Here is a 13,058-nt window from a genome sequence, read left to right on the forward strand (position 1 = left end):
AATCCTCAATTGCAGAGGGACCGAAGCGCTCCCTACAATAGCTAAGAAAAAAGGGTAGGACTTCGGTGCGGCGTTGAGTCAGCACATCCTTCACAAGTTCTTGTCGTGTAAATTGGAGGGCCACCCTGCCCAACATGCTGGCCCAGTCTTTTGATAATCCAAGTTCGAAGTTCATAAGGGGAAGACACATGCAACACCTCCCAAATAGGGCGTCGGGATGCCTATTGGCACCGCGGTAGACTACGAAGCGAGCACTAACTGTCCATTTCTTTTCAGTCTGTAGCCTCTCCTAAAGCACTGAAGAAGGCGGTTGAGGGTTTGCCGGATTTTACAGTCTTAAGGGTGGAGGCTCTCACACCAACACTACGGAAACCTTGGTGACGACCTAATCCACCAGCGGATCTATTCCGCAATCTTGACACAGCTTTTTGTACCTCTCGAGGTGACGCGACTTCACCCTCCGATAATTGTCGCCCAGAGTCTGATTAAGAAAGATCTCCCGGTCAATTGCCTCGATGAGATTCCAATCATAGCGCTCACCCTTTTCCGGCTCTCCCGCAAGCAAACTCAAGCTATCCCTCCGATGGAAGACAAGGTGTTCCCCGCGAATATGAGTCAAAATTTGCTCCAATGGCTCTCGCAGATCGACGGTCGCCATTGGTGATTTCTTGAGCACAAAAGAGTACACACGATCCAACCGCATGGGCCACAGGTAGTACAATGCGGCTCGTTCCTTAGCACCCAGCCATGCCCACGGTACCTTGAAGGGCTCATAAACGATCCTTCCAGTCACCCGAGCACGAAATTCGTAAAAGTACGCGCTTCGCTCCCAATTGTCTTCGAACAGCTGCCACGCACTGGAACCAAATCGATTTTCGGGATCATTCCACCACCACAATCCAGATTTCTCAAGCTGATCTTCCTTCGGCTTACTGTCTCCAAATTCAAACATTGGCGCTCCTTGGTACGCAAAAGACAACTTCCGGGGCCCCCCGGGGCTACTATCACCCAACGTTCGGGCAATTTCCACAATCACAGAGCCAGGTACACTTTCTCCCAAAGATGCACCTTGGGTCAGCCATTCTTTAACGCGAGGTTTAGTCCATTGCTTTGCGGGGATGCTCCCAAATCCAATCCTCGCTGTCCGATTACCGAACAATTCCCCTAGGCAGTCGGAAGACCGGTCAGTAGGCGCGTTAGCTCGAATATAACGCTCGAATAGATGTCCCCTCTCCTCTATCGACGCCGACTTCCAGCCTTCATTCTGAGACATCATTGCACCGTACCAAGTTAGCGCCATCTTGTGCGATGGAAATGTCAAGGCTGGTGCTTTGTTGATGTCAGCGTATCCCCGAATCAGAGAATGGATCTTGCGCTCAAACAAGGTTCTATCGACCGCGCTGGCCGAGGCCCCCGTTCCGCTAGCGTTCATACTCTGCATGTCCGCTTTTACACAATCAAGGTCAGGTGCCAGAAGCTTCAAAAATGGCTCAACAAACCCCTCAGAAATTCGTAAGAGCGCTTCTACCCAGTCGGCGTCCCCGATTCTAACCAAGTAGCAGCGATAGCGGTCAGTAATTTCACATGCGACTGGATAGGCGGACCAATCTTGCGAAAGAGATACATGAAGCGCTACGGCAGGGATAAGCCCCATCCGCACTGGCGGCCTCAGCACCACAAGGCTGCGCCTGACTGCTCCGCTGGTAAAGCCTGTGGAATCGGCTGCGGTGCTTCTTAGAATAAGGTACTCACCCTCCACTGGAACAAACTCCTGAAGGTTCCAGATCTGGGGCAAATCTATCCCGGAAATTCGCACTCCCTTCACCTCGCCACCTACAGCGAGGGATCGTAGTTGTGAAGCGCTAATTGTTGGACTCATCTATCACTGGAAGCCTCGGGATATACGTGCGACCCGCCGACGCCGCAAGCATTGTCAACACGAAACTACGTCCATTTACCCAGAGAGCAAATTTGGACGTCGTAGGCGGGTGTCATCGGAATCGCTTTGCCGCATGCTATGGACCTAACCACCTCGCACTACTGTGAAACCAAATCGACCTACCACCATCCGACTCCCAAGGTCAGGAACCCCAGACCCCGAAACGGGACTTTCACGCTCGGCACTCAACGCTCTGATTCTTCCCAGCGTCGCCAACGGTTTTAGACCACCTGTCAGGAGCGTCGTGCTGAAGAAGAAGAACGCGACACGGGGGATTCGCCTCATCGTCGTCGAGTCACTGATTGCTTACCTGAAGAGCCTGGAAACAGACCAAGCGCCTGAGGATTCACCCGCAGACGGCTAACTCACACAACCCATTTTCGCCTTCTTGGCGAACGTGCCCTCAGGCCCACGTGACGCGCCTAGCCTAATCATCAGAAAACAACATGAACACTAACAATGCACCCCCTATGGACCAACAAGATGTAGAGCGGACCACTTCTGTTGTAGCAGAAGTGGCCCCGATTCAGTCCGCGAGTATGGACGCTCAGCCAACTAAACCAAAACAACGTAGCACTGCCCTGGCCAAACGCAATGCACCCGAAACCGCCGTTGTTCTGCTCACTGAGGAACAAAAGCAAGTTCTCGCCGAGCAAGAAACGATCATCACGAAAGGCTTAGACACATTCCTCGAGGTAGGAAGGGCGTTGGCTGTGATACGAGACCAGAGTCTCTATACCCAGCCGACGTTTGAGCAGTACCTGAAAGAACGGTGGAACTACACTCGCCAAAGAGCATCTCAGCTCATCAGATGCGCCGATCTGCTCCTTGTCTTGGAAACCAGGGTTGACAGCAAGCTGCTTCCGAAAAACGAAAGAACTGCACGGGAACTTTTGCGCGCGAGTGAAGACAACCGTGTGAAGGTCCTGGAAATCGCACACGAACGCACAAATGGAAACCCGACTGCAGAAGACCTTGCGAAAGTACGCACTGAACTTGAGCCAAAGAAGCCAAAGGATCCGACTAAGGTTCCAAAGAAGCGTCCAGTGCCACTGAAGACCGCAGTCAAAGTGGCTACAAAGCTTCAAGAATATCTCAGCACCCCCTCCCCAGAAGACCTTGAAACAATGGAAGGAGAACTCTTCAAAATTGAACTTAAGATGATTGCAGACAACATCAAAAGACTGGCCGCCTAGTCCTTAGTCGGCATGCGAGACGATCTCGGCTCTCAGTGAGTGGGAGCCGAGATTAAAGCACCGTCGGAAAACCGAAAGATGCCAGACTCGCACTGAATATCTCATCACACGCTGGGATGATTCTCGGTGATTGAGGGGCAATAGAGGTGCAGCCCCCCCTGGTTGCATACATATATATCGCACTTATCTTATGCATACTTTCCACTTGCATTCTGCATAACCTATGATAGGCTCCAGATCGCATCTTCGCCCCAGCCGGGAAATCTCTCCCGGTTGGGCCGAGGATGCCCTAGAAAGCAATGAAAGAAAAAGACCAACATAGCCAGGGCGGCTCTCAGCCCACGTCAAGCAAGTCAGCATCTCAGTCCCCCTCCGTCGAAGTTTCCGAAAGCACCCCCATTCTGGATGCTTCCGCAAGGTTCGCAGAGGAAATCGAAGGCCCCAAGCAGGCTCAGGAAATATCAGCAGAGAGCAGCAACCGGTCAGATTCCGGAACTGCGCCTCTAAAAGATGATGATATACTAATCTCTCCTTCATCTCCCCATTTATTCATTCCCTCCCCTGTTTCAGCTTCTCGTGATTACAGTCTAATCCTTGACGGTCCTCGTGCTGTCTCCCCTGTAATCATCCAAGCTCCCACTGGCCCACAGACAATTCACAAGGTGGCCGGGGTTGGTGGAGCGCCGAAAGGCGAGAAGAAGACCCCGAATACCTATAAGCGCATGGACCAACTCAACTGGTTCTCCTGGGATGAATTGGAAGCAAATGGAACACTACTGTCGGATAAGCAGAATCGGTTCCTGAGGGTAGCCAACACCAAGCGCACTCAGTATCAGGATGGTTTCGACAAGGGGAACTACTTTGAAAACATCTACCCACTCATTGTCTCCAACTACACCAAGTCCGAAAAGATTGTCTACTGTGGAAACATACTCAATGGGAAGAAAGTGCCCTGTCATCAATGGGCCTTCTGCAGTAAGTGCGCCTACGTGACTGGGATGGAATCAAGTCTCATGTATGCTCCGGCATTTAGTGAGACCAACTTTTTCCACCTCACATGCTCCTTCAATGGTCATCACTCTCTGGGTTCAACAAACTACCCAGTGATGCAGGACTACTGGGAGGCCAATGAAGCAGCAGTCCGTCATCTTCTCAAAAGTGGCTGGATCGATGGTGCCTGTGTGGTTCATGAATTGGCTCTGCACAGCTTCGTTCCTGTTCGTGTGGTTCCCCATTCTCACGTCGTCATCACTGCGGATCGAATCAGTCCCGAATTGAAGCCTGCCCTTGTGGACTTCCTCACGAATCAACCAGGAATCGAAATGCCCCCTTCCATTGATGTTCGTCTCATTGACCATCAACGCGGCTTGGATCGTGTGCTCAAGTATCAAACTGAAGCCATCGACATCAAACAAGCCTACGACACTGCCTGGCACAATCAGGTCGACACTGACCGGAAAGGCGCCATCGAACTGAATCAGCAATTGAAGGAATTCCTCGAATCATACGGGGCATCCATCTATGGTTTCCCCCGAGTCATTCGCATGGGCAACCTACGACCCGGAACAAAGTCCTACATCGGCAAACTTCAGAAGGAACTGCGCAAGGCGTCCAAGCGTAAAAGAGCAAAGGCCAAGAAACAGCGTTCTTAGCCCTTCTGATCAACTTTTACCCTTGTCCGCTGTCCTCATACTCCCGAGCCGCAAAGACGCACCAGAAAATTCCCCTGTGCGTTCTAGCGGTCAAGGAGCCTCAAGTTACAAGTTTCAAACAAGCATATCAACAATTGGCGCCATCATACGCCAGTCATCATTCATGGAAATCGACTCCGAAAATGGAATCACTCAGTCCGTCGTCTTGCACTCAAATCCCAAGTATCTCCCGGAAGGCAGATATACCATGCAGTTCGACGGCATCACAACCAATCGCGTGCAAACTGGAAATGGCATCCCCTATCAGGTAGTCCGCGTTCATTTCGCCATTCAAACAGCCTTTCATGGCCGGCGAAAGTTCTACAAACAATACCGCTACGACGAACTCACTCAACTCGTTCGGGACTTGGGGAACTATTTCGACCGGCTCTTCCCCACATCCAGCAAGTCCATCAGGAGGCGGTTTGCTTTCTTGAATCGGTTCAAAGGGAGGTTTGCCGATGTGCGAGTGAAGACTCTCACTCATTGTCCCAAGAACGGCATGGTCTCTTGTGTCACGGAGTATCATGGCTTTGGGTACTTCCGATACCAGGAACATCTCGCGGCACATAAGGATGTTGATTCCGGGACGCTTACTAATTGAGTGTCTCGAAGTCAGCCCCCTTCGGATGTCCAAAACCTGAAGCGTACGGAGCTTTACCCTACCCAGAGAATAAATCGCTCTTGTTGCTCCATACTGCAAGCGAACTGTCAGCCCCTAAAAATGAATCGCCCAGATGTACCGGCTTTGAGCCACCACATCTGGGCGATTGGTTTCGGATTCCCCTTTGTTCTACTACGCTGCTTCGTTCCCTGGCATCTGGACGAGAATGCCCGGTTTGGTCACGAGTACAACTTTACAGTATGGCTGTTCGTGCTTGCGACTTGGAACATGAACGACTCTCACATCGCATTCCCTGTCTATCAGAAGGTGCAAGCCCTCCCGCAGAACTTCCCCATCTTCATTAACTACCTCCACGACATCACTGCCCAAGATGGTGTGGAGTTCCGAAAGCATCTCGTTTGAGCCTTCGGGGTAGTTCTTGCCGATTTGAAAGTTCCTGAACCGGTCTTTCATGGAGAGTACGTCCCCCACAAATCTCAGTCGCTCCTTACCTTGTCTGTCGAACTCAATTTTTGCGTCGACCAATCTTATCCTGTAATCTCCTTCGGGTACGATGAAGGAGTTCTCTTTATTACCTCTCACGTTGTCTATTCTACTTACATAATTTTGATGATGCGGACATTGGCTCATGAACTCCGGGCTTCAGCACATCGGCGGCCTCAGCGGCTTCCATCAATGAAGCGCATTTACTCGCTCACTGATGGCGGATATTCCTTATTACACATTGTCAATAACGATTATACCAGAGAGGCCGCCCGTGGTTCCAGACATTTCTCTTGTTGTTCTCCCTTTTTGTCGCACAACTATGTCTAGTCGAGATTGCGAGTAACTTACTCTCGATGTCTCGGCGCTCTTCGTGATAGAACGTAGCGCTTCATGACTGCAGCAGATCAGTCTCCGGTCCCTTGTGAAGCATTTTCTCTTCGAAGACCCGAAGATTTTCCTCGTGGAGCCGAGCAAACTCACTCCCAAAAACCCGATACAGATCAACGGCCCTCTTCGCAGCCCACTGAATCGCATCCTCATTATCGCTGTCGGTAAGAATGCTTGCTTCCCGATAGATGGCAACCCGTGACGCTCGACGCTCTTCCAAGCGCTCCCACGACAACGGTTCTCCGAACTGCTGCTCGATATCAGCCCGGTTCTCCTGCAGGCGGTCGAAGCAATTCTTGACACTCTGTGCTGTCGACCCATCCAGGTAGAGCTCGATGCGAAACCGTCCCTGCCTAACAAAGGCTCCCACAATGTTGGCTGTCACGATGCCGTCTGTCTCCATTGACGCAAGTGTATGCCAGTTTTGACCTTGCGGACTGAGGTTGCGATGTGGGAACCCCTCCGCGTCGACAAGCTTCGCGTTTACGCGGCTAAAGAACGCAATGTAGGCCTGTTGGCGGTCGTCCGTTCGAACAAACATCAGGCGCTTTTCCGACATGCTGAGAGACTGGGCCTTCCAGCCTTGCGCGAGCCACGCTGCTGCTTGAGGCTTTGACGGATCGTTGGCCCACCACGCGCGATATTGATAGGCAGAACCCGGAAGCTTTTCGTTCAATAGTCTCTCGATCTCTTCAAAGGGCATTATGCAAGTCTGCACCGTGAGCGGAAGCTCAGCAAGATGCACGGACAAAGCTGCATACTTGCCTTGAGGCGCTGAATCTTCCTCGCCTTTGTTCTCATATGGAGGATTTGCAATGACGATATCAAACTCTGCCGACGACTTGGGTTGCTCCGCGGGTTCTTTCTCCACAGCCGGAACTGAAGATGACGTTTGTTCTAAGGTGGCGGGCTTTACTGGCTGGTGCCTTTCCAGCCATCCTGCCGCGAGTTTGATGTCGGCTCGTTCTTTGGCGGTTACGTCTCCTCTGAAATGAGCAAGCTTATTCCGAGCGTCACGCACAGTGTTCAAAAGTTTGCGGAGACTCTCAACTCCTGTGGTATCGCCCACTCTTGGAGCCTTTGAGTGACGGAGCAGGATCTCGGTGAACTCGTCAAAACTTAGGCGATCGAAGGCTTTGCCCGCTTTCTGCAGTTTAAGACTCGCCTCGGCGGCGGCTAATGCATCCTTGTCATCTGTGTTAGGAGGCGAGCTAAGTCCAACCTTATTTAGATAGGCCCTAATCGCTCCCGGAAGCTTCTTGCGAGTCTCCGCGGCGCGGTCTGTTACGGTTTCGATCGCCTCTGTGAGCTCCTGGCTTTGCAGCCCACCGTAGAGAATTTCAATAGCTTCTTTTACACTTTCCTCAACTCCTTCGATCATCATCAGATCGCCCGCGTACTTGTGGAAGTAAGCCGTCGTATCGGCCGTCGTGACAATGCCAATCAACCTATCATCCTCACCTACGATCAACGCAAAATCGTTCCGTTGAATTACATCAAGCGTGGTGAGCAGATCGTCTTCAGCATCATACGTCTTGACCTGCTTTATTGCGTCTTTAACCCGGAGTTCAGAAGGCTTGACGTCAAATGCCTGCACCGCATGCAGGATCGTCTCGTGGGTCACTACCTCTCCACGGCAACGTCCCTGATCGTCCACGACAGGGAGTTGGTTGTATTCGTGTGCCCGGAGCCGATCGATTGCTTCCAGCACCGGTTCATGAAGCTGGGCCGTAAGCGGTTGCTGGTCAGGGGGGAGCAGGTCTTTGAGGGACGGTGTCATTTGCGCAGTCCTTTAGTATATCAGGAGGCCCACTCTTCACAGCAGGAAAAGAGCATTTCTGGCATCAGGCGGAGGAACCTCTCGCACGGTGGGGGCAAAAGCGCCAAACCCAAATTACTGAGCTCGCCGCATGCTGAGCACTGATTTGCATCGCACTCCCACGGATTTGATTAACTCATCGAGTGTACAAAAGTTGGCTAGCAACTTGCTGCAAGCAAAGTCACTTCACCCAATACTCGAACTTGTCGCTCTTGTTCTTGGCGCGCTGCAATCTCCCCTCCTGAACGAATCTACCGAGAGGTCCAGACATATTGGTGATCTTGATGGTGACTCCCAGCTTCGACTGGCACGCCTCAGTGATGTCGGCAATGGTCCGCCGGTTCTTGAGGTAACCCTTGGAAAGCAAAGCGTTTAGCGCACCGGTTGCACCCATCGCTGAACGCTTGCCTCTCTTCTTGGCTGGCGTCGAGATTGATTGATTTTGTGCATTCGGCGGCCTTCCCCTACGGGTCTTCGTGGTGGCAACAGGATTGAGTTCCGAGCCTGGAGCCGGTCCTATCGCGAAGAATTGCTCCAGTAGCTTCACCTGTACGGTTTCGCTTTTGAACTGGTTGAGTACGCCGGCGAGTTTAGCGAGGTCGTCTTTGAGTCCGGTGATGGTTGAGAGCATGGAGGAATGGCAGACGGTGCCCAGCTGCACGCAACCTCAGGGTCCGCACCGAGGTGGAATCACTACACGCCTTCCTTCTCAGCCAAAGATGCCATCAAGAGAGCACTTCAGTTTGTCCACCACCATCTGAAGCCGACCCAAGGTGATGACCTGCTGACACTGCTCCAGGCGAAGCATGGCTGACGCAGGCAGTCCGACCTTTCTCGAGAATGAGGCATAGGTTGTCTTCCCGCGCTTCTTGCGCAGAAAGGCAACCTATTTCTCATCCAACTTGATGCCACCTGCAGAGAATTGGCGTGTTCTCATTCTGGCTACGGAATATTTGGCTTGACCCCCACTCAGCTTTCATTTACTCGACTGAACTATCGGAGGAACAGCTATGGAATACTATGTCCAGAAAGACGGCCAGCAGTATGGTCCACTCACCAGCACCACACTTCAGGAACACCTCCATGCTGGCACCTCTGCTCTGACGGACCTGACTTGGGACCAGAAAAGCGCTCAGTGGCTACCCATTGAGGAACTCCTACGGCTCCAGGGTAAACGACATTCGAAGTCCCTTCCCCGGGGTGTTGCCTGCCTCCAGTGCCTCAGCGGTCCAGATTCAGGGAAACGCGTACAACTCACTGAAAATCCACCAGTCATCATTGAGACCTCAGCAGACTCAAATGTCTTGAGTGTCGACCCTGATGCACTACCCCACCATGTTCAGGTCAGTTGGGCGGAGTTCTCGCCTACGAGGCACTGAGCGCCCTGTGATCTTCATCTTCCCGCAACACCGCCTCACCCCGTCCTCCATCGCCATGCCCGTCCCCATCGCCACGCTTTTGACACCTGTAGCCACAAGCCTCACCATCTCCATGCTGAGATTGGCGCAAGAAAAAGGCATTCCCCTGCTTGAGAAATTGCTCAGCGAACCTGGGGCATATCTGTCTCGGGTGGGTGACTTAGTCTTGTGGAACGGAGAAAAGGGGAGCTCCGTAGTCGCCGGCCTTCAGGCGGTGGGAGAGAATCAAACAAGGATTCTGAGCACCGTTGCCGCTATTGAGAATGCCCAACTCACAACCAATATCGCCCTGGGCTCCATTCACACCCTCTCCATGGCCTCGCTAGGCATCGCTTCGCTGACAGGCGGCATGATGGTCTGGAGACTCCAAGCCATTCAAAAAAGGCTGGACCACATCAAATCCATACTGCAAGAGACCCACGCCTTGGTCCGGGCGGGAATTGACGCGAACTTGACTGTGGCGGTGCAGAAACTCGGCGCCTTCGACAACAACCAAGATCAAAGTGAAGCGAAGGATGCCAGGGACAAAGCCCAATATGTCGCCGCTGTCTATGGAAGGTTGGCCAGCGATGAAGCCATGGAAAAGAGCCCGAAACTGGCGGCACTCAACTATGCCACTCGGTGTTATTGCCTGGCCTTGCTCACCGAGTTCAGGGCTCGGCTTCTCCTGAACGACACCGGTGAATTGGCGAATCGTTACATGGCTGAAAAGCCAAGGCTGGAACACATCGCCGGAGTCACCTTCACTCGAACCATCGCTGGAAAACCTGAAGCATTCCTCGCGCATGCCATGAGGCATCATGGCGTCACGTTGAATCTAATGACTGAACTCTACCAGCATGCACAGCGGCTGAGTGCATTCACCGAAACCCCGATTCGCAACTCAACGGACCTGTTTGAGTATGTGTGGGACCGGGGGATTTCAGGTCGCACCTTTCTGCCATGGCCATTTGGAGCCGGACCTGAGGAACTTGCCATCAACCTCAAGTACACCATGGCGTGTTTTGAGGACATTGGAAGGGTGGAAGCTCTCTATTTGCATGGCCAGGCCGCGAGAAACTCCGCTGTGCCATTCAAGGACCTCCAGGAGCAAGTAAAGGCTGCGGAGGAAAAAGTACAAACTCCTGTTGAGAGCCCCACTATCACCAAAATCCCCAGCGAAGAGATTTTTGCGTATGCCATGCCTCAACCTCAATCCCAGCAGAATGCGCGTTCCAACTGAATCAGCCCCCCACTCGTGATTCCCAAGGTCAAGAGCACATCGGCAGCAGCAGTCGGCTGATCGCCCACAGCCACACGTCACGAACTCGCTCTCCTGAACATCCCCGCACCTGGTCAATGGTACCTAGGTGAGTGGGAGCTGTTCTACGAGGGACGATTCATGAGGCGCATCCTCATCTCATCGGAATCATACCAGTTCCTTGAATTAGGTGGTTCTCGTTCCAAGCCGTATCCCACCAAGGACATCGGAAATGGCAAAGCGGAAACCATGCTGGGACAAATGCGGGTGGAGTTCTCGAAGCAGACCGCCACTGGCACCAAAATGCGTTGGGAACTCTTCAGCAGAGAGGACCCAGAACGGTGGGAAGGTGTCAGAGTGAAATAGTCCGTCAGTTGCTGGTATAATACCCTGAGAGGAATCCAAGCCCGAACGCCAAAGCAAAGGCGGTTCCTCAAATTCAAAGGAGACAAGCAATGGCCAGAAATCGCCATTACTCTCCTGTCATCTCGCGGTTCGTTGTTTCCGCTCTGTATCATGAAGCTAAAGCACGCAGGATGCCCATGACTAAACTCACGGATCATCTGTTGTGCCAGGCTCTCAGAGACACAGACGGCTGGAAGCAAGCTGAGACCCTCCGAGTGGCAGAAGAACCACCGACGTATCCCTCGCAGCCATCCAAAGTCGCGTAGGGAGTTCACCACCACCCCAGGCATCACGAAGACCGGTTCCCGAAAGGGCGCCGGTTTTTTGTGCCTACATCTCAGCCCGAATACCCAGCCTCATGGCAGTCAAACTCAGTGCCAACTACAGCAAAAAGCTCGGCCTTCCAGTGTTCAGCTCCCACTTCTTCAGCGTGTCTGTCGAGGTGGAACTGACTGACCTCTCCCAAGTCCAAGCGGAATGCGCAAAGCTCTACCAGCTCCTGCAGCAGTCCGTAGACAAGGAAATCAAGCAGGTCGGTTTTGTCCCCGATGAGTTCTTTGGCATCGACGCCATTAGGCAGGGACAGAACAGCCCACAAGGCCGTCCTCATCATCAGAACCAGAACGGCAACTGCTCTCACCGCAACGGGAACAGCCAAGGCCAAGACAAGGGTTCCAATGGTCATTCCCACTCCAGCAATGGAAACACTGACTCCTGGAACTGCACCGACGGACAGCGCGGGTTCATTCTCCGCATTGTTAACGAGAATCAAATCGACAAGCAGGAAGTCGAGGACCTGTCCCAGCAACTCTATCAGCTCGGAGTGAAGCAGCTCAATAAGATGCAGGCTTCACAACTAATTGAGGAATTGCTGGCCAAGGCAGGAAAACCCTCAGGCCGATCCCGCTGGTCTCAACCCCGCAACCAACAGCAACCCTCATGAACACACTCCTTGCTGCCATACCCCCAAGAGAGAAGATCCAGTCCATTGAGAAGCCAGAAGCCAAACCACCAAGCGAGAAGGACATCATCGCCGGTCTGCAGAAAATCGTCTCCTCCTCACGGCTGGGGACCTTTCTGCAATGCCGGCTGAAGTTCTATTTCAGATACGTGGCTCAAATCAAGAAGGCAAAGACAGCAGCTTTGTTTCTTGGGAACGCCGTGCACGAAACCCTCAAAGCCTGGAACAAGACAAGATGGAAGGAGAACCGCCTCCTGTCCCTGAAAGAGCTCCACGATGAGTTCTCAAAGGCATGGGAGGAGCAATCCAAAGAAGAACCCGCAAACTGGGAAGGTGAAGAGGAAGCCGAAAAGTTAACAGGCTGGCGGCTCCTGGAAACCTACATGCGTCAGTACGGGCTCTTCCTTGCCATCAAACCTGAGGCCGTGGAAGTGCCTATTGAAGTGGACCTCGTCAACCATGGTTTACCAAGGCTGGTCGGGGTGCTGGACTTGGTGCAACAACGCCGGGTAGTCGATTACAAGACCTCCGGCACCACACCAAAGGAAGAACAGGCGGCGCACACCCACGAAGTCCAGACATGCACCTATGCCGTGCTCTATCGCGAAGCCAATGGCCAGCGTGAACTCGGTATCGAACTGCATTCACTGGTGAAGCTCAAGAACCCCAAGCTGAGCATCATTGAACTGCCACCCATGAGTGATAGCCAGCAAACCCGGCTGTTTCACCTCATGGAAGCCTATGTAGCAGGACTGGAGAGAAGGGACTTTGTGCCCTCCCCAGGCTTTGGCTGCATGAGTTGCGAGTTCTTCAATGAATGCCGGCGCTGGTCTTAAATCCCCCACAGGTCAAAACCCCCGCTAAAAGCCCACCCCCAAACAAAACCCCAGA

The 13,058-nt window shown here is 52.8% G+C and carries 11 protein-coding genes; 6 read left to right on the forward strand and 5 right to left on the reverse strand.

Annotation, left to right across the window (positions count from 1 at the left end; genetic code table 11):
• Positions 1-385 precede the first annotated feature (385 nt).
• Positions 386-1,879 (reverse strand): hypothetical protein, encoded by a 1,494-nt coding sequence (locus tag DES53_RS11070; RefSeq protein ID WP_113958323.1) that lies wholly within the window; start codon positions 1,877-1,879, stop codon positions 386-388.
• A gap of 506 nt (positions 1,880-2,385) precedes the next feature.
• Here DES53_RS11070 and DES53_RS11080 point away from each other — a divergent pair.
• On the forward strand, positions 2,386-3,135 hold the full coding sequence (locus tag DES53_RS11080) for a hypothetical protein (protein ID WP_147263342.1): 750 nt from the start codon (positions 2,386-2,388) through the stop codon (positions 3,133-3,135).
• Between the two features lie 299 nt (positions 3,136-3,434).
• Entirely contained in the window at positions 3,435-4,787 is a 1,353-nt protein-coding gene (locus DES53_RS11085; protein WP_147263343.1) for a hypothetical protein, read from the forward strand.
• Positions 4,788-4,998: 211 nt separating this feature from the next.
• Here DES53_RS11085 and DES53_RS32505 read toward each other — a convergent pair whose 3' ends face one another.
• From DES53_RS32505 to DES53_RS11105, 4 genes are all read right to left on the reverse strand, one after another.
• Positions 4,999-5,355 carry a hypothetical protein gene (locus tag DES53_RS32505; protein WP_147263344.1) on the reverse strand — a complete coding sequence of 119 codons (357 nt, stop codon included), beginning with the start codon at positions 5,353-5,355 and terminating at the stop codon, positions 4,999-5,001.
• A gap of 267 nt (positions 5,356-5,622) precedes the next feature.
• Positions 5,623-6,081 (reverse strand): hypothetical protein, encoded by a 459-nt coding sequence (locus DES53_RS11095; RefSeq protein ID WP_147263345.1) that lies wholly within the window; start codon positions 6,079-6,081, stop codon positions 5,623-5,625.
• A 244-nt stretch (positions 6,082-6,325) separates the two neighbouring features.
• Positions 6,326-8,104 (reverse strand): DUF4268 domain-containing protein, encoded by a 1,779-nt coding sequence (locus DES53_RS11100; RefSeq protein WP_113958329.1) that lies wholly within the window; start codon positions 8,102-8,104, stop codon positions 6,326-6,328.
• A gap of 220 nt (positions 8,105-8,324) precedes the next feature.
• The gene (locus tag DES53_RS11105; RefSeq protein WP_113958330.1) at positions 8,325-8,774 is read right to left on the reverse strand and encodes a hypothetical protein; all 450 of its coding nucleotides are present in this window, start codon (positions 8,772-8,774) and stop codon (positions 8,325-8,327) included.
• A gap of 379 nt (positions 8,775-9,153) precedes the next feature.
• On the opposite strand from DES53_RS11105, the gene DES53_RS34050 reads away from it, so the two are divergent.
• From DES53_RS34050 to DES53_RS11135, 4 genes are all read left to right on the forward strand, one after another.
• The gene (locus DES53_RS34050) at positions 9,154-9,522 is read left to right on the forward strand and encodes a DUF4339 domain-containing protein (protein ID WP_113958331.1); all 369 of its coding nucleotides are present in this window, start codon (positions 9,154-9,156) and stop codon (positions 9,520-9,522) included.
• A gap of 55 nt (positions 9,523-9,577) precedes the next feature.
• Positions 9,578-10,783 (forward strand): hypothetical protein, encoded by a 1,206-nt coding sequence (locus DES53_RS11115; RefSeq protein ID WP_113958332.1) that lies wholly within the window; start codon positions 9,578-9,580, stop codon positions 10,781-10,783.
• 781 nt (positions 10,784-11,564) lie between these two features.
• Complete coding sequence (locus tag DES53_RS11130) at positions 11,565-12,149, forward strand: hypothetical protein (RefSeq protein WP_113958335.1); 585 nt, start codon at positions 11,565-11,567, stop codon at positions 12,147-12,149.
• On the forward strand, positions 12,146-13,003 hold the full coding sequence (locus tag DES53_RS11135; protein ID WP_113958336.1) for a RecB family exonuclease: 858 nt from the start codon (positions 12,146-12,148) through the stop codon (positions 13,001-13,003). Before DES53_RS11130 ends, DES53_RS11135 begins: the two co-directional genes overlap by 4 nt.
• Positions 13,004-13,058 lie beyond the last annotated feature (55 nt).

Origin of the sequence: Roseimicrobium gellanilyticum, from assembly GCF_003315205.1 — a bacterium.
Taxonomy (GTDB): Bacteria; Verrucomicrobiota; Verrucomicrobiia; order Verrucomicrobiales; family Verrucomicrobiaceae; genus Roseimicrobium; species Roseimicrobium gellanilyticum.